Source organism: Streptomyces sp. RP5T, from assembly GCF_003933965.1.
Taxonomy (GTDB): domain Bacteria; phylum Actinomycetota; class Actinomycetes; order Streptomycetales; family Streptomycetaceae; genus Streptomyces.
Map to the genome: position 1 here is coordinate 1 of NZ_RSAJ01000160.1, position 16,067 is coordinate 16,067.

At 71.9% G+C, this 16,067-nt stretch carries 17 protein-coding genes; 8 read left to right on the top strand and 9 right to left on the bottom strand.

From position 1 onward, the window contains the following. The first annotated feature begins 164 nt into the window (after positions 1-164). The 3 genes from EHS43_RS18610 (at position 165) to EHS43_RS18620 (ending at position 1,930) form a co-directional block, all read left to right on the top strand. A complete protein-coding gene (locus EHS43_RS18610) occupies positions 165-674 on the top strand; it encodes a YbaK/EbsC family protein (RefSeq protein ID WP_125191896.1) in 510 nt (169 codons plus the stop codon). Further along, positions 671-1,516: a DMT family transporter gene (locus EHS43_RS18615; RefSeq protein WP_125191897.1), complete on the top strand. Its 846-nt coding sequence runs from the start codon at positions 671-673 to the stop codon at positions 1,514-1,516. Before EHS43_RS18610 ends, EHS43_RS18615 begins: the two co-directional genes overlap by 4 nt. A 138-nt stretch (positions 1,517-1,654) precedes the next feature. Next, positions 1,655-1,930 carry a DUF1876 domain-containing protein gene (locus tag EHS43_RS18620; protein WP_125191898.1) on the top strand — a complete coding sequence of 92 codons (276 nt, stop codon included), beginning with the start codon at positions 1,655-1,657 and terminating at the stop codon, positions 1,928-1,930. Between the two features lie 3 nt (positions 1,931-1,933). Here EHS43_RS18620 and EHS43_RS18625 read toward each other — a convergent pair whose 3' ends face one another. The 6 genes from EHS43_RS18625 to EHS43_RS18650 all read right to left on the bottom strand — a co-directional run bounded on the left by EHS43_RS18625 (position 1,934) and on the right by EHS43_RS18650 (position 6,706). Next, positions 1,934-3,094: a serine hydrolase domain-containing protein gene (locus tag EHS43_RS18625; RefSeq protein WP_125191899.1), complete on the bottom strand. Its 1,161-nt coding sequence runs from the start codon at positions 3,092-3,094 to the stop codon at positions 1,934-1,936. Positions 3,095-3,129: 35 nt separating this feature from the next. Beyond that, positions 3,130-3,576: an organic hydroperoxide resistance protein gene (locus EHS43_RS18630; protein WP_125191900.1), complete on the bottom strand. Its 447-nt coding sequence runs from the start codon at positions 3,574-3,576 to the stop codon at positions 3,130-3,132. A 107-nt stretch (positions 3,577-3,683) separates the two neighbouring features. Next, the gene (locus EHS43_RS18635; RefSeq protein ID WP_125191901.1) at positions 3,684-4,145 is read right to left on the bottom strand and encodes a MarR family winged helix-turn-helix transcriptional regulator; all 462 of its coding nucleotides are present in this window, start codon (positions 4,143-4,145) and stop codon (positions 3,684-3,686) included. Continuing rightward, positions 4,142-4,915, bottom strand: coding sequence for an energy-coupling factor ABC transporter ATP-binding protein (locus tag EHS43_RS18640; protein WP_125191902.1), 774 nt, complete (start codon positions 4,913-4,915; stop codon positions 4,142-4,144). The genes EHS43_RS18635 and EHS43_RS18640 overlap by 4 nt, the downstream gene beginning before the upstream one ends. Then, the gene (gene cbiQ / locus EHS43_RS18645; protein WP_125191903.1) at positions 4,903-5,664 is read right to left on the bottom strand and encodes a cobalt ECF transporter T component CbiQ; all 762 of its coding nucleotides are present in this window, start codon (positions 5,662-5,664) and stop codon (positions 4,903-4,905) included. Before cbiQ ends, EHS43_RS18640 begins: the two co-directional genes overlap by 13 nt. Before the next feature lies 1 nt (position 5,665). Continuing rightward, positions 5,666-6,706 carry an energy-coupling factor ABC transporter permease gene (locus EHS43_RS18650; RefSeq protein WP_125191904.1) on the bottom strand — a complete coding sequence of 347 codons (1,041 nt, stop codon included), beginning with the start codon at positions 6,704-6,706 and terminating at the stop codon, positions 5,666-5,668. Between the two features lie 169 nt (positions 6,707-6,875). Between EHS43_RS18650 and EHS43_RS18655 the strand changes: the two genes are divergently transcribed. Beyond that, positions 6,876-7,223 (top strand): SsgA family sporulation/cell division regulator, encoded by a 348-nt coding sequence (locus tag EHS43_RS18655; RefSeq protein ID WP_125191905.1) that lies wholly within the window; start codon positions 6,876-6,878, stop codon positions 7,221-7,223. 54 nt (positions 7,224-7,277) lie between these two features. Here the strand turns inward: EHS43_RS18655 and EHS43_RS18660 are convergent, their stop codons facing one another. From EHS43_RS18660 to EHS43_RS18670, 3 genes are all read right to left on the bottom strand, one after another. Beyond that, positions 7,278-8,951: a penicillin-binding transpeptidase domain-containing protein gene (locus tag EHS43_RS18660; protein WP_125191906.1), complete on the bottom strand. Its 1,674-nt coding sequence runs from the start codon at positions 8,949-8,951 to the stop codon at positions 7,278-7,280. 96 nt (positions 8,952-9,047) lie between these two features. Then, positions 9,048-10,670 (bottom strand): penicillin-binding transpeptidase domain-containing protein, encoded by a 1,623-nt coding sequence (locus EHS43_RS18665; RefSeq protein WP_125191907.1) that lies wholly within the window; start codon positions 10,668-10,670, stop codon positions 9,048-9,050. 125 nt (positions 10,671-10,795) lie between these two features. Further along, the gene (locus EHS43_RS18670) at positions 10,796-12,535 is read right to left on the bottom strand and encodes a dolichyl-phosphate-mannose--protein mannosyltransferase (RefSeq protein ID WP_125191908.1); all 1,740 of its coding nucleotides are present in this window, start codon (positions 12,533-12,535) and stop codon (positions 10,796-10,798) included. 85 nt (positions 12,536-12,620) lie between these two features. Here EHS43_RS18670 and rsmI point away from each other — a divergent pair, with 85 nt between their 5' ends. From rsmI to EHS43_RS18690, 4 genes are all read left to right on the top strand, one after another. Continuing rightward, on the top strand, positions 12,621-13,481 hold the full coding sequence (gene rsmI / locus EHS43_RS18675) for a 16S rRNA (cytidine(1402)-2'-O)-methyltransferase (protein ID WP_125191909.1): 861 nt from the start codon (positions 12,621-12,623) through the stop codon (positions 13,479-13,481). Between the two features lie 233 nt (positions 13,482-13,714). Further along, on the top strand, positions 13,715-14,098 hold the full coding sequence (locus EHS43_RS18680) for a hypothetical protein (RefSeq protein WP_125191910.1): 384 nt from the start codon (positions 13,715-13,717) through the stop codon (positions 14,096-14,098). Between the two features lie 46 nt (positions 14,099-14,144). After that, complete coding sequence (locus tag EHS43_RS18685) at positions 14,145-15,029, top strand: TatD family hydrolase (protein WP_125191911.1); 885 nt, start codon at positions 14,145-14,147, stop codon at positions 15,027-15,029. A gap of 99 nt (positions 15,030-15,128) precedes the next feature. Next, positions 15,129-16,067, top strand: a 939-nt coding sequence (locus EHS43_RS18690; RefSeq protein WP_125191912.1) for a ubiquitin-like domain-containing protein, incomplete at its 3' end; no start/stop codon positions are given.

Consider the following 16,067-nt stretch of genomic DNA (forward strand, 5'->3'; position numbering starts at 1 on the left):
ATCCTGCACGACGTGGGGGGCGGCCCGGAAGGCGTGGTGCGCGGCGGTGCTGCGGACGAGCCGGTCCACGGGGACGGACTCCAGTGCGGACCTCGCCCCGCGAGCCGGCAGCCGAGCCGGTAACCCGGTCGCCTGCCCGGTACACGCACCGCTAGCGTGCCTGCATGACGACCACCGACGCCGGCGGCTCCGAGGCCGCGCACCCCCGTTTCGCCGCGGCCCTGCGGGAGTTGGGTCTCGACGAGCTGAACACGAAGGTCCGCCGCTTCCCGGACGCCACCCGGACCGCCGCCGAGGCCGCCGCGGCGGTCGGGTGCGAGCTGAGCCAGATCTGCAAGTCGCTGATCTTCGCCGCGGACGGGGTGCCGGTGCTGGTGCTCATGGACGGGGCCTCCCGCGTCGACCTCGAACTCGTGCGGCGGGAACTCGGCGCCGACAAGGTCACCCGGGCCAGGGCCGACCTCGTACGGGAGACCACCGGCTACGCCATCGGGGGCGTACCGCCCTTCGGGCACCGTACGAGAACCCGTGTGCTGGCCGACCGCTCGCTGCTCGGCCACGACCTGGTCTGGGCCGCCGCCGGCAATCCGCACGCCGTGTTCCCGATCCCGCCCGGGGACCTGATCGCCCACGCCGGCGCCACTGTCGTGGACGTCCGCGAGCCCACCTCGTGACGCCCCTGGTCACCACTGCCGTGCTGCTCGCCGCCGTCACGCACGCGAGCTGGAACGCCATCGCGCACCGGATCACCGACAAGCTCGTCGGCTTCACGCTGATCGCGGGCGGCGGGATGCTCATCGGGCTGGCGATGATCCCGTTCACGGCGGTACCCGCGGCGGGCGCGTGGCCGTATCTGCTGGCCTCGGCCTGTGTCCACATCGCGTACTACGCGCTGCTGATGAAGTCCTTCCGGCTCGGCGACTTCGGGCAGGCCTACCCCATCGCGCGCGGCACCGCCCCGCTGGTGGTGACCGTGCTGGCCGCCCTGTTCGCGCACGAGGTGCCCGACGGGTGGGCCGCCGCCGGAATCGCCCTGTCCTCGGCGGGACTCACCGGTGTCGCGCTGTGGGGCCTGCGCGGCCGCCGTCCCAACTGGCCCGCGATCGGCGCCGCGTTGGCGACCGGGCTGACCATCGCCGCGTACACCGTCGTCGACGGGCTCGGCGTGCGCGCCTCCGGTTCCTCGCTCGGGTACATCGCCTGGCTGATGGCCGTGCAGGGCGTGGTGATCCCGGCGTACGCCCTGCACCGGTGGCGCGGTGAACTCGCCTCCGTCCTGCGGCCGTTCGCGGGGCTCGGGCTGCTCGGCGCCGCCCTCTCCGTGGCCGCGTACGGGCTCGTCCTGTGGGCCCAGACCAGGGCGGAGCTCGCCCCGGTCGCGGCCCTGCGCGAGTCGTCGATCATCGTCGGCGCGGCCATCGGCGCCGTGTTCTTCAAGGAGCGGTTCGGGGCGCCGAGGATCGCGGCGGCCGGGCTGCTCGTGGTGGGCATCGGGCTGATGCTGCACGCCGGTTGACCGTTCCGGGCACCGCCGCTCTCGCCGCCGGTGGGTGCACGCACGGTCACGACAGCGGAGAACGGCCCCCGCGCCCCGTGCGCCGGCGCTCTCGGAGGAGCACTCTGGAAGCAGAGGTGGTTTCCGGAGGTGACCGTCATGACGCACACCACTGTGGGATGGCATGTCGAGCTGGAGTTCCGGGAGGACGAACGGCACACGGAGGCGGTCGCGCTGGTCCGCCTGCCCGACGGGACCGAGATCCGGGCGCACGGGCACGCCAGCCGTCACCGCAGCGACCCCAATCAGCCGCGGGTCGGTGAGGAGGTCGCGGGCGCGCGGGCGCTGAACGAACTCGCGATGCAGTTGCTCACCAAGGCGCACGACGAGATCGACGAGGTGTCCGGACGCAGGTCCCACTCGATCAACGTGTAGCCGTCACAGGGCCGCCCGCACCGCCCTGACCAGGGCCTGCGCCCTCGGATCCGCCGTGACCGTCTTGCGGAAGCCGTTGGTGACATAGCCGAGTGCGATGCCGGTCTCCGGGTCGGCGAAGCCGAGGGAGCCGCCGCGGCCGGGATGCCCGAAGGAGCCCGCGCCGAGGAGCGGCGAGGCGCTGCCGTGCAGCATGAAGCCCAGCCCGAAGCGGGTGTTGACCACGAGCACGCGGTCCGGGCCCGCCGACTCCTCGCCGCGGGCCAGTTCGACCGTGGCCGGGTCGAACAGGCGCACCCCGTCGACCTCGCCGATCATCGCCGCGTAGATCCGCGCCAGCCCGTCGGCCGTCGCGATCCCGTTGGTGGCGGGCAGCGCGCTCGCCCGGTACGCCGGTTCGTTCTGGTCCGGGAAGGGGGTGATTGCGGCGAAGGCGCGGCGGGTGAGGGAGCCGGGATCGACGTAGGCCTCGGTGACCGACCGCTTGGGCCGGGCGCGCAGCCCGCCGACGGGCTCCGGCCCCTCGACGCGTCCGACCCGCCCCGTGCGCCCGGCCGCCTCCTCCTCCGCCGGTAGCCCGAGCCAGAACTCCGCTCCCAGCGGCCCGGCGATCTCCCGCGCGATCCACGCACCCGCGCCGAGCCCGGTCACCCGTCGCACCAGCTCGTCCAGCATCCAGCCGTACGTCAGCGCGTGGTACCCGTGGTCCGTGCCGGGCTCCCAGACGGGGGCCTGCGCGGCGACCGCCTCGGGGCCCTTCAGCGGGTCCTGGGCCTCTTCGGGGGTGAGCGGCCGGTCGAGCACCGGCAGCCCGGCCCGGTGGTTCAGCACGTGCCGCACCAGCACCCGCTCCTTGCCGCGCGCCTTGAACTCGGGCCAGTACTCGGCCACCGGCGCGTCCAGGTCCAGCTCCCCGCGCCGGTGCAGCATCAGGGGTACGGCGGCGGCGACGCCCTTGGTGGCGGAGCGCACGATCTGCGCGGTGCCGTGCCGCCAGGGCTCGGTGCCGTCGACGTCCCGGGTGCCGGCCCACAGGTCGACGACCTTGCGCCCGTCCCGGTACACGGCGACCGCCGCGCCCCGGTCCCCGAGCGTCTCGAAGTTCCGCGCGAACACGTCCCTGACCGGCTCGAAGCCCTCGGCGACTGTGCCGTTCACGTCCACGCCCGTACCCCTCCTACCGCTGTTCGGTGCCCCCCTCACCCAAGCAGAATCGTCACGTCGATGTTCCCGCGGGTCGCGTTGGAGTACGGGCAGACCTCGTGGGCCGCGTCCACCAGTTTCGCCGCGAGGTCCGCGTCCAGGACCGGCAGGGAGACGCTCAGGGCGACCGCGAGGCCGTAGCCGCGGTGCTGGTTGGGGCTGATGCCGACCTTCGCGGCGACCGTGGAGCCGGTCAGGTCGTAGCCCTCGCGGTTGCCGACGAGGATCAGCGCGTTGTGGAAGCAGGAGCTGTAGCCGGCGGCGAACAGCTGCTCCGGGTTGGTGCCGTTGCCGTCCCCGCCGAGCGCCGGCGGCATCGCGACCTTCAGCTCGATCTGGCCGTCCTGGCTGGTGACGAAGCCGTTTCGGCCGCCGTGGGCGGTGGCCTCGGCGACGTACATGATCTTCGTGGGCCGGGTGTCGACGGCGGTTTCCTCAGGCATGGCTGATCTCCCCCCGGAGAGGTGCGCGCAAGTACATCGTGCACAAGGTACCGGCCGGTAGGTCGGGATCGGGCCATCAGGGGGCAGTGACTCCGGGTAACAGGAGGTCAGCGGGCGCGCTCGGCCGCCGCCTCCGCCCGCTGCGCGAGCCGCCACAGCTCCTCGCGCAACCGCGCCGCCTCCGTGCCGTCGAGGGCCGTGGCCTCCAGCAGCGCGCCGGGAACCCGCGCGGCGCGCTCCCTGAGGTCCTCGCCGCGTCCCGTGCACGCGACGAGCACCGAGCGTTCGTCGGCGGCCGCGCGCTCCCGGCGCACCAGTCCGGCCGCCTCCAGCCGCTTGAGGAGCGGCGACACGGTGCCGTAGTCCAGCCGCAGCGCCCCCGCGAGTTCCTTCACGCTCGTCTCGCCGCGCTCCCACAGCACCAGCAGCACCAGGTACTGCGGGTAGGTGAGCCCCAGCTCGTCGAGGAGCGGCCGGTACGCGGCGGTCACCGCGCGCTGGGCGGCGTACAGCGCGAAGCACAACTGGTCGTCGAGCAGCAGTGATCCGGCGTCCTCTTCGTTCGTCACGCGCCCATTGTCACGGACCGCGGATCGAATCCGAAGGGCAGCTCCAGCCGGTGGGCGCGCATCAGCTCGTCGTCGGCGAGGAGTTCGGCGGTCCTCCCGTCCGCGGCGATCGTGCCCTCGCTCAGGATCAGCGAGCGCGGGCACAGCTCCAGCGCGTACGGCAGGTCGTGCGTGACCATGAGGACCGTCACGTCCAGCGAGCGCAGGATGTCGGCCAGTTCGCGGCGGGAGGCCGGGTCGAGGTTGGAGGAGGGCTCGTCCAGGACGAGGATCTCCGGCTCCATCGCCAGCACGGTCGCCACCGCCACCCGGCGCCGCTGCCCGAAGGACAGGTGGTGCGGGGGCCGGTCCTTGAACTCCGCCATGCCGACCCGGCCGAGCGCGCGGTCCACCCGCTCCTCCAGCTCGGGTCCCCGCAGCCCGGCCGCCGCCGGCCCGAACGCCACGTCCTCGCGCACGGTCGGCATGAAGAGCTGGTCGTCGGGGTCCTGGAAGACGATCCCGACCCTGCGCCGGACCTCGGCCATGTGCTTCTTGTCCACGGGCAGCCCGGCGACCCGCACCGTGCCCACCCCGCCGCTCAGGATGCCGTTGAGGTGCAGCACCAGGGTCGTCTTGCCGGCGCCGTTCGGGCCGAGCAGCGCGACCCGCTCGCCGCGCGCGATCGAGAAGTCCACGCCGAACAGCGCCTGGTGCCCGTCGGGATAGGCGAAGGCGAGGCCGGAGACCTCCAGGGAAGCAGTGTTCACAAGGTCGCTCACAGGGCCCATCCCACCACGCAGACGACGAGGGCGGCGACGGGGAGCGCGAGGGCGTACGACCACTGCGCCCGGGACGCGGTCACCTCGTCGATGACCGGCATCGAACCGGCGTAGCCGCGGCTGACCATGGCCAGGTGCACCCGCTCGCCGCGCTCGTAGGAACGGATGAACAGCGCGCCGGCCGACTTCGCGAGGACGCCCCAGTGCCTGACGCCGCTCGCCTCGAACCCCCGTGACTCCCGCGCGATCCGCATCCGCCGCATCTCGTCGGTGATGACGTCGCCGTAGCGGATCATGAAGGACGCGATCTGGACGAGGAGCGGCGGGAGTTTCAGCCGTTGCAGGCCGAGGAGCAGTTCGCGCAGTTCGGTGGTGGAGGCCAGCAGCACCGACGCGGCGACGCCCAGCGTGCCCTTGGCGAGCACGTTCCACGCGCCCCACAGCCCGCTGACGCTCAGGGACATGCCGAGCACCTCGACCCGCTCGCCCTCCGCGACGAACGGCATCAGCACCGCGAACGCCACGAAGGGCACCTCGATCAGCAGGCGCTTGAGCAGGAAGCCGGCCGGCACGCGGGCGGCGTACGCGACGCCGCCCAGGAGGACGGCGTACAGGCCGAAGGCCCACATCGCCTCGCGCGGGGTCGAGACGACGACCACGACGAAGGCGAAGGCGGCCGCGAGTTTCGTGTGCGGCGGCAGGGCGTGCACCGGCGAGTGCCCGTGCCGGTAGAGCCGGTGCGCGTGTCCTGCGCCCATGTCAGACGCCGCTCGTGCCGGCGGGCGAGACGTCGGCCGTACGACGCCTGCGGACCGTCCAGAAGACGCCGGTGCCCGCGACCACGGTCACGCCGACGCCGATCACGCCCGCCAGCCCCCCGGACAGGCGGGCGTTCTCGACGTCCTTCACGCCGTAGTCGGCGAGCGGCGAGTCCGCCGTGGCGTGCTTCTCGGTCTTGGCGTCGATGCCCTTGTCGGCCGCGACCTTCTCCAGGCCGTCGGGGCTGGCGGAGGCGTAGAAGCTGACGAACCCGGCGAGGACCAGGGAGGCGACCAGGCCCGTGATCCAGACCTTGCGGTGGGAGCGGGCGGCGACCGGCGCGGTGTCCGGTACGTCGACCAGCTCGCCGCCGACCCGCAGCTTGAGCTTCTGCTGGAGGCCGCGGGCGCCGTAGACCAGGTCGGGGCGTACGGCCACGACGGCGCCCACGGTCAGCGCGGTGATGGCGGCCTCACCGATGCCGATGAGGACGTGGACGCCGATCATCGCGGTGGCGACCTTGCCGATGGAGACGTCGGTGGTGCCGCCGACGGCGTAGATCAGGGTGAAGGCGACGGCCGCGGCGGGCACGGAGAGCACGGCGGCCACGAAGGAGGCGGCGGTGATCGAACTGCGCCTGCGCGGCAGCACCTTGACCAGTCCGCGGAAGACGGCGTACGCCACGACCGTGGTGACGACGGCCATGTCGGTGATGTTCACGCCGAGCGCGGTCAGTCCGCCGTCCGCGAAGAGGATGCCCTGCATGAGCAGGACGACCGAGACGCACAGGACTCCGGTGTAGGGGCCCACGAGGATCGCGGCCAGTGCCCCGCCGAGCAGATGTCCGCTGGTCCCCGCGGCGACGGGGAAGTTCAGCATCTGCACGGCGAAGATGAACGCGGCGACCAGGCCCGCCAGGGGCGCGGTGCGTTCGTCGAGCTCGCGGCGGGCACCGCGCAGGCTCACCGCGACGGCGGCCGCGGCGACGACTCCGGTCGCTGCCGAGATGGGGGCGTCTATGAATCCGTCAGGCACATGCACCGTTCGATGATAGTGGCTTGTTGCGAACCCTTTGCAAGAGAGTCGGCCGACGAACAGCAAGTCGCGGGCTTTCGGCTCCGGGGGCGGAACGCAGGAAATGTGCGACGCTGGGTAGGGGAGTGGACGCACAGATTCCGTACAGGTTACGCAGCGTGAGAGGGCCGTCACGATGTCCGTAGTCGAACAGTACGCGCGAGCCCACATCGTTTCCGACGCGGACATCGCGCAGGACGAGGCGGTCCCGGTGGTCCTGCGCTACGACCCGGAGACCGACCCGCGCTCGGTACGGGTCGGCCTGCCGGGCGCACACGAGTGGACCTTCTCGCGGGCGCTGCTGGAGCAGGGGCTGAGGGCCCCGGCCGGCAGCGGCGAGGTGCGGGTGTGGCCGTGCGGACGGGTGCAGGCCGTGGTGGAGTTCCACTCCCCGCAGGGCGTGTCGGTGGTGCAGTTCGAGCAGAAGGCCCTGCTCAGATTCCTGCGGCGGACCTACATGGCCGCCGCGCCCGTCCGGGGCTGACCGCTACCAGGGGCCGACCGCGGGGGCCGGCTGCGAGTGGTCGGCCGCGAGGGGTCAGCCGCCCATCTTCAGCAGGGCCGCCACGATCGGGCCCGCCGTGTCGCCACCGTGGCCGCCCGCCTGGACGACACCCGCGGCCGCCAGGTCACCCCGGTAGGCCGTGAACCACCCGTTCGGCTTCTTCTGCCCGTCGACCTCCGCGGAGCCGGTCTTCGCGCCGACGTTGCCGGACACCCCGGACATCGCCTCGGCCGCCGTGCCGTAGCCCGCCGTGTACGCCATCAGCTCGCGCAGCTGCGAGAGCGTGCCCGCGGACATCGTGCGCGAGGCGCTCGCGAGCGTGCGGTTGTCGACGCTCGGGGACACCAGGTAGGGCTGCTTGAAGGTGCCCGACTCGACGGTGGCGGAGACCGACGCCATGTTCAGCGGGTTCATCCGGACCCCGCCCTGGCCGATGAGCGAGGCCGCCTTCTGGGCCGCGCTCTGCACCGGCACCGAGCCGTCGAAGGACGGGACGCCGATCGCCCAGTTGTTCATGGACAGGCCGAAGACCTGCTGGGCCTGCTTGGTCAGGCTGTCGTCGTCCAGCTTGCCCGCCTGGCTGATGAAGGCGGTGTTGCAGGAGCGGGCGAAGCTCGCCTTGAAGGTGCCGCCCTTGATCTCGAACTTGTCGTCGTTCTGGAACTTCCAGCCGCCGTAGGTGAAGTACTTCGGGCAGGGGTGGCCCTTGTCCGCCGAGGCGAGGCCCTTCTCGATCAGCAGCGAGGAGGTGACGACCTTCATCGTGGAACCGGGGGCCAGGGAGCCCTGCAGGGCGGTGTTGAAGCCGTGGCTCGCGTTGGCCACCGCGAGGATCTCGCCGGTCGACGGACGCAGGACCACGACGGAGGACCGCGCCCGCTCGGCGACCTGCGCCTCGGCCGCCGCCTGGAGCCTCGGGTCCAGGGTCGTCCGCACGGTGCCCGGGGTGCCCTTGCTGAGCTCCACCAGGGTCTTGTCGGAGGACTTGGAGTCCTTCCCGCGGATCACGCGCAGCTCGATGCCCGCCCGGCCGCCGGCCTTCTTGCCGTACTTCTCGCGCAGCCCGTCCAGCACCGTCCCCATCGACGGGTACGTGGCCTCGGTGATCTCGCCGCCGTCCCGGTCGACGGCCTTGATCGGCGGGGTCCCGGACTCCCCGGTGACCAGCGTGTCGCCGTCCTTGAGGTCGGGGTGGACGACCGAGGCGGTCCAGTCGACCCACGGCTTCCCGGTGGCGGTGTCACGGACGACGGTCAGTGAACTGTCGTACGTGAGCGGCTTGCTGATGCCCTTGAACGTCACCGTCGCCTTCACGGAGAAGGGCACCTTGCCGCCGGTGCGGGTGCCCGGGGTGAGGGTGACGCCGGTGAGGTGGGCGTCCTTGGCGTAGCCGGTCAGGAGCGCGGTGGCGGCCTTGGTGTCGCTGGTCGCGGCGGCCGCCGCGCTCACCTTGCCCTGCTGCCAGGAGGTGAGGAAGGTGGTCGCGGTGGTGGTGACCTCGGCCGCCGACAGCGGGCCGGTCTTGACCTTCGGCTTGTGGTCCTCGGCGGACGCGGACGTGTTCTGCGTCCGCTCGTCGGCCGCGGCGCCGGCGCCGTACAGCGCGTAGACGCCGATGCCGGCGCCGGCGACGACCGCGGCGATCGTCCCGCCGACCACGGCGGGCCTGGTCTTCCGTCGCTCGGCGACGCGCCTTCTGTTACCCACGACTTACGCTTCCTCCGCGCTGTTCCAGGGTCCCCGTTGCCCTCATGCACCTCAACGACTGCAACAGACTAGAGTCCCTGTCCCGCACGGGTGACGTCAGCCTGCCGCTCGTAGCACAGCTGCGACAATCGGGCCCGCCGCGTCGCCGCCGTGGCCGCCCTCCTCCGTCATGGCCGCCGCCGCCACGTCGTCGCGGAAACCGGTGAACCAGCTGTTGGACACCTGCTGTCCGTCGACCTCCGCGGAACCGGTCTTCGCGCCGATGTCCCCGCGCAGCCCCGCCATCGCCCTGACCGCCGTGCCCTGGGTCGCGGTGAGCCGCATCATCTGCCTGAGCTGGGAGGCGGTGGTGTACGGCAGCCCCTTGGCGGTGGCCAGTTCGCGGTCGTCGAGCTTCGGCGAGACGAGGTAGGGCTGGCGGAAGGCGCCGGTGATGGCGGTGGCCGTGACCGACGCCATGTTCAGCGGGTTCATCTGGACCTGGCCCTGGCCTATCGCGCCCGCCGCGCGGTCCGGGCCGCTGACCGCGGGGACCTTGCCGTCGAAGGAGACGATGCCGGTCTTCCAGTCCTTGCCGATGCCGAACCGCGACTCGGCCTCCGTGGTCAGCGACTCGTCGGTGAGCGGCTTCTCGTCGATCAGCTTGATGAAGGCGGTGTTGCAGGACCGCAGGAAGCTGTTGGCGAGCGTGGCGCTCTCGTTGGGCTTCATGGTGGTGAGGTTCTTGAAGGTCTGCCCCTGCCACACGGCGGTGTCGGGGCAGGGCGCCGGGCCGTTCATCGAGGTCACGCCGTTGTCGATGAGCATCGCCGCGGTGATGATCTTCATGGTGGAGCCGGGGGCTTTGGTGCCCTCGAAGGCCGCGTTGAAGGCGTCCGTACGGTTGTTGGCCACGGCCAGCACCTCACCGGTGCTCGGCTTGACGGCGACGACCGACGACTGGCCGTAGAGCTTCACGGCCTTCTCGGCGGCGGCCTGCGCGGTCGAGCTGAGCGTGGTCTTCAGCTCGCCGGCCCTGCCCTCGGCGAGGGTGAGCAGCGAGGTGTCGGGGCTCTGGTCCGGGTGCTTGATGACCAGCTCGATGCCGGGGGTGCCGCCGGCCTCGCTGCCGTACTTCTCCCGCAGGGCGTCCAGGACCGGCCCGAGCGAGGGGTACTTCTCCTTGGTCAGCACCTTGCCGTCACGGTCCACCGCCTCGATGGACGGGTTCGCGGACTCACCGGTGACGAGCCGGTCGTCCCGCTGGAGCTTCGGATACACCACGGAGGGCTGCCAGTCGACGAGCGCCTTGCCGGTGGTCACCCCGCGCACGACGGTCAGCTCGCTGCGGTACGCCAGCGGCTTCGACTTCCCGTCGTAGGCCACCGTCGCCTTCACGCTGTACGGCACGGTCGCGCCGGTCGCCTTGCCGGGCGTGATCCGCACCTGGCCGATGTGCGCGTCCGTCCCGTAGGCCGCCAGCAGGACCTCGGCCGCCGAGCGGTTGTTGGTCAGCGCGGCCGCGCTCGCCGCGTCGCCCTTCTCCCAGGCGGCGAAGAAGTCCTGGGCGGTCTCCTCGATCTCGTCCGCGGTGGGCGGCCCGCTCCGCTTGGCGTCCCCGACCCCGCCGCTGCCGTCGCCGTTCAGCGCCGAGACGAAGTTGTACGCCCCGTACCCGGCCCCGCCGACCATCACGGCGAACACCGTGCTGACGACAGCGACCTTCACCCCCTTGGCCATGGTGTGGCCCCCTCCCCGTGTTCCCCGTTGTTGAGGGCAGCCTAAGCGGGAGGTGTGACAAGCGGGGCAGGAGTTTCCGGATTCGCCGAAGCGGGTGCTCAATCACATACGTGAATACCGGTGCCCTAGACCCAGGTGTCCAGCCACATCCTCGACCGCCAGTCGTCGATCGGGATGCTCGTGCCGGTGTACAGGGGCCAGAAGTAGATGAAGTTCCAGGCGATCAGGAGGACCAGGACGCCCGCTGCCGTGGCGCCCGCCACGCGGCGGGTGTCGGAGGCGCGTGGCGGCCCGAGGAGGGCGCCGACGAGCATCGCGACGGCCAGACAGAGGAAGGGCAGGAAGACGATCGTGTAGAAGAAGAAGATCGTGCGTTCCTGGTAGTTGAACCAGGGGAGGTACCCGGCCGCGATACCGCAGGCGATGGCGCCCGCCCGCCAGTCGCGGCGGAAGAACCAGCGCCACAGGACGTACAGGATCGCGAAGCAGGCGGCCCACCACAGCAGCGGCGTGCCGATGGCCAGGACCTCCCGCGCGCACTTCTCGCCCGCGTCGACCGGGCAGCCGTCGGTGCCGGGCGCGGGGGACTCGTAGAAGTACGAGACCGGGCGGCCGTCGACGATCCAGCTCCACGGGTTGGACATGTACGTGTGCGGCGAGGACAGGCCGACGTTGAACTTGTAGACCTCGTGTTCGTAGTGGATCAGGCTGCGCCACCAGTCGGGCAGGAAGGTCCAGCTGCCGCCTTTGCCGTCGGTCGCCGCCCAGTTGCGGTAGTAGCCGCCGGTGCCGTCCGAGGGGGAGAGGATCCAGCCGATCCACGAGGTGACGTAGGTGACGACGGCGACCGGGACCATGGCGAGGAACGCGATGCCGAGGTCGTACTTGAGGACCGCCTCGTGGGGGCGGCGCGCGCCCGCGACCCGGCGCGAGCCGACGTCCCACAGCACCGTCATGATGCCGAAGGCGACGAGGAAGAACAGTCCGTTCCACTTGGTGCCGATGGCCAGGCCCAGCAGCAGGCCCGCCAGCCAGCGGTAGGGGCGCCACCCCAGGCGCAGGGTGTCGGCGACGTGCGCGTCGGGGCGCACGAGGCCGTGGGAGTCGACCGGCAGCGCGGCCGCGAGTTTCTCCCGGGCCCGGTCGCGGTCGATGACCAGGCACGCGAACGCCGACAGCACGAAGAACATCAGCACGCCGTCGAGCAGCGCGGTCCGCGCCATCACGAAGGCCAGGCCGTCCACGGTCATCAGAGCGCCCGCCAGGCACCCGAGGAACGTGGAGCGGAAGATCCGCCGGCCCACCCGGCACACGATCAGCACCGACAGCGTTCCCAGCAGCGCCGTCATGAACCGCCAGCCGAACGGGTCGAGCCCGAACACCAGCTCGCCGAGCCCGATGACGTACTTGCCGACCGGCGGATGCACCACGTAGGCCGCGTCCGTCGGCAGCGGGACGTGCCCGTTCGAGGACAGGATCTGGCTGTCGACGTTCTTGCCCCAGCTCAGCTCGAAGCCGCGGTGGACGAGCGCCCACGCGTCCTTCGCGTAGTACGTCTCGTCGAATATGACCTTCTTCGGGCTGCCCAGGTTCCAGAACCGCATCAGGCCCGCCACCAGCGTCACCAGCAGCGGCCCCAGCCAGCCCGACCAGCGCGTGATCCGGTCGGCGAGCGTCCGGGGCACACCGAGGACCCGCCACATCCGGGGGCTCGGCACGGCGAAGGGCGGCACCAGGCGTTCGCGCACATCGCTGCCGGCCTCGGCCGTGTAGCCGAAACGGCGCAGCCTCTGCTGCCACGACGGCCGCCGGTCCTGGGGGGCCTGGTCCTGCCGGGTGTCCATGGAGGACGCGGTACTGGTCACCGCGCCATCGTAAGGAACAGCGCTGTGTGAGTCCCGTGCATGGGCGGATGCGTCCGGTTCGGGGTGCTGCTGGGAGGATGGTCGCGTGACTGGAACCCTTGTCCTGGCAGGCACCCCCATCGGCGACATCGCGGACGCCCCGCCCCGGCTCGCGGCGGAACTGGCCGGGGCCGACGTGGTCGCGGCCGAGGACACCCGGCGGCTGCGGCGGCTGACGCAGGGTCTCGGCGTGACGCCCAAGGGGCGGATCGTGTCCTACTTCGAGGGCAACGAGGCCGCCCGCACCCCCGAACTCGTCGAGGAACTCCTCGGCGGCGCCCGCGTGCTGCTCGTCACCGACGCCGGGATGCCCTCGGTGTCCGACCCCGGGTACCGGCTGGTCGCCGCGGCCGTCGAGAAGGACATCCGGGTCACCGCCGTACCGGGACCGTCCGCGGTGCTCACCGCGCTCGCGCTGTCCGGGCTGCCCGTCGACCGGTTCTGCTTCGAGGGCTTCCTGCCGCGCAAGGCGGGCGAGCGGCTCTCCCGACTGCGGGAGGTAGCCGAGGAGCGGCGCACCCTCGTGTACTTCGAGGCGCCGCACCGGCTCGACGACACCCTCGCGGCCATGGCCGAGGTGTTCGGCGCGGAGCGGCGGGCGGCGGTGTGCCGGGAGCTGACGAAGACGTACGAGGAGGTCAGGCGCGGGGCGCTCGGGGCGCTGGCCGAGTGGGCCGCGGACGGGGTCCGCGGGGAGATCACCGTCGTCGTCGAGGGGGCGCCCGAGAAGGCGGCCGGGGAGATCGACGACGCCGAGCTGGTGCGCAGGGTGCGGGTGCGCGAGGAGGCGGGGGAGCGGCGCAAGGAGGCGATCGCCGCCGTGGCGGTCGAGGCGGGGGTCCCCAAGAGGGTGGTTTTCGATGCCGTCGTGGCGGCGAAGAACGCCCCTTCGCCGGACGCCGGATGAGGTGGGTCACACCCCCTCTGAGCAGGGCGCATGACTTCTGAGCGTGCGCCCCATGTGCTCGCAAAGCGGTGTCTCGGAATGCAAAGCTCCGCGGGGTCGCAGGGGCCGGTTCGGCAAGGAAAGTCCAAATCGGCTCCAACACTGGACAGGCCTGTCGCCATCGCCTTCCGGGAGGCGTCCACTGGGGTGAGGACGTACCCGTCCTTCGAACCAGCGGACACACAGGAGCTGGCATGAGCGAGATCGCAGGGCACCCCGGTGCGACGGCCGTGGTCAACGAGTCCTACTCCTTCGCCTGCATGCGCTGCGGGCACGGCTGGGAGCAGTCGTACGAGATAGAGCACCACGTCGACGGCGACGGCAGGGAGTTCGTGCGGTACGTGGTGGACGGACGGGTCGTGCCCTCTCCGCTCTCCAGGCCCGCCTGCGCGAACTGCGACCACCACGTCGTACGGATCATGCGTCCCGGCCGGGTCGCCTCCGCCCGGGACGCGGACCACCGGCACCGCACGCCCCCCGCCGGGCCCGTGGAGGCGCCGGCGGCCGGGGAGCCGGGCGAGGAGCACCACTGGCACCTGGCCGACCTGCTGCACGTCTTCCAACGCAAGGCAAGCTGAGCGCACCGGAATCCGGGCGGGCGTGCCCCTTTCGTAGGATCGGGGCATGCCTTCGAACAGCCCCCGCGACAAGAACGCGGCCCCGCCGCTCCCGGAGCCCCTGCGGGTACCGGTCGCCGACTCCCACACCCACCTGGACATGCAGGACGGGACCGTGGAGGAGGGGCTCGCCAAAGCCGCGTCGGTCGGGGTGACCACGGTCGTCCAGGTCGGCTGCGACGTACGGGGCTCCCGGTGGGCGGCGGAGACGGCGGCCCGGTACGACGCCGTCCACGCCACCGTCGCCCTGCACCCCAACGAGGCGCCCCGGATCGTGCACGGCGACCCCGACGGCTGGTCACGGCAGGGCGAGCGCGAGGCGGGCGGCACCGCGGCGCTGGACGAGGCGCTCGCGGAGATCGACCGGCTGGCCGCGCTCCCGCAGGTCAAGGGCGTCGGCGAGACCGGCCTCGACCACTTCCGCACCGGGCCCGGGGGCAAGGAGGCGCAGGAGGCGTCCTTCCGCGCCCACATCGAGATGGCGAAGCGGCACGGCAAGGCGCTCGTCATCCACGACCGCGACACCCACGCGGACGTCCTGCGGATACTGAAGGAGGAGGGCGCCCCCGAGCGCACCGTCTTCCACTGCTACTCCGGCGACGCCGAGATGGCGCAGATCTGCGCAGGCGCCGGATACTTCATGTCCTTCGCCGGCAACGTCACCTTCAAGAACGCCCAGAACCTGCGGGACGCGGTCGCCGTGGCCCCCCTCGAACTCCTCCTGGTGGAGACCGACGCGCCGTTTTTGACCCCGGCGCCGTACCGCGGACGGCCCAACGCCCCCTATCTCATTCCGGTCACGGTGCGCGCCATGGCCGCCGTGCGCGGCATCGACGAGGACGCCCTGGCCACGGCACTCGCCGCCAACACCGCACGCGCCTTCGGGTACTGACGGGTCGAACGTAACTCCGGGTAGTCGCGTCGCTTTGGAGAGTGACGGTCGCTCCGCTAGGTTCTGGGGGCCCGATCCGGACTCCTGGAGCGTGTCGTCGTGAGCAACTCGCCGTACGAGACGTACGAGGCCAACCACCCGACCCTGCCGTACGAACCGTATGAACCGTATGAACCGTATGAGCAGTACGGCACCGCGGAGACGATCGCGTACGGCGTGCCGACGGGGCAGGCGCCGTACGCGGACACCTACCGGCCCGCGTACGAGACGTCCGAGCCGACGCTGCCACTCCAGCACACGGGGCGGCGGGCCGCGCGCCGGCGCAGGGCGCGGTACGCGCAGCGGCCGGACGGCGCGGTGCGCCGGCTGCTTCCCCAGGCGCTGGTCGTCGCCTTCCTGGCCGGCGGCACCACCGCGTTCGTCGCCAAGGACAAGGCGATCGAGCTGACCGTCGACGGCAAGCCCCGGACACTGCACACCTTCGCCGACGACGTGAGCGAACTGCTCGCCGAGGAAGGGGTCGAGGTGGGGGCGCACGACGTGGTCGCGCCCGCCCCCGGCGAACAGCTCGCCAGCGGCGACGAGGTCGCGGTGCGCTACGGCCGCCCCGTGCGGCTCACGCTCGACGGGCACCGGCGTGAGGTGTGGACCACGGCCCGCACGGTCGACGGGGCGCTCGAACAGCTCGGGGTGCGTGCCGAGGGGGCGTACCTGTCCACCTCGCGCTCCCGGCGGATCGGGCGGGAGGGACTCGCGCTGGACGTGCGCACCGAACGCTCCGTGACGGTCATGGCCGACGGCCGGGCGCGGACGATCCGGACGAACGCGGCGACCGTGGCGGAGGCCGTCGAGCAGGCCGGGATCACCCTGAGCGGGATGGACACCACCTCGGTGCCGCCGGGCAGCTTTCCCCGCGAGGGCCAGACCGTCACGGTGCTGCGGATCACGGGGTCGCGGGAAGTGCGCGAGGAGCAGATCCCCTACCGCGAGCAGCGCAGTGAGGACGCCTCCCTCTTCAGGGGCACCGAGGTCGTGGAG

What these genes read in the sequence shown, in the direction of transcription:
- EHS43_RS18610 (WP_125191896.1), top strand. Translation starts at nt 165, where the DNA reads ATGACGACCACCGACGCCGGCGGCTCCGAGGCCGCGCACCCCCGTTTC.
- EHS43_RS18620 (WP_125191898.1), top strand. Translation starts at nt 1,655, where the DNA reads ATGACGCACACCACTGTGGGATGGCATGTCGAGCTGGAGTTCCGGGAG.
- EHS43_RS18630 (WP_125191900.1), bottom strand. Translation starts at nt 3,576, where the DNA reads ATGCCTGAGGAAACCGCCGTCGACACCCGGCCCACGAAGATCATGTAC.
- EHS43_RS18640 (WP_125191902.1), bottom strand. Translation starts at nt 4,915, where the DNA reads ATGGGCCCTGTGAGCGACCTTGTGAACACTGCTTCCCTGGAGGTCTCC.
- cbiQ (WP_125191903.1), bottom strand. Translation starts at nt 5,664, where the DNA reads ATGGGCGCAGGACACGCGCACCGGCTCTACCGGCACGGGCACTCGCCG.
- EHS43_RS18655 (WP_125191905.1), top strand. Translation starts at nt 6,876, where the DNA reads ATGTCCGTAGTCGAACAGTACGCGCGAGCCCACATCGTTTCCGACGCG.
- EHS43_RS18665 (WP_125191907.1), bottom strand. Translation starts at nt 10,670, where the DNA reads ATGGCCAAGGGGGTGAAGGTCGCTGTCGTCAGCACGGTGTTCGCCGTG.
- EHS43_RS18680 (WP_125191910.1), top strand. Translation starts at nt 13,715, where the DNA reads ATGAGCGAGATCGCAGGGCACCCCGGTGCGACGGCCGTGGTCAACGAG.
- EHS43_RS18685 (WP_125191911.1), top strand. Translation starts at nt 14,145, where the DNA reads ATGCCTTCGAACAGCCCCCGCGACAAGAACGCGGCCCCGCCGCTCCCG.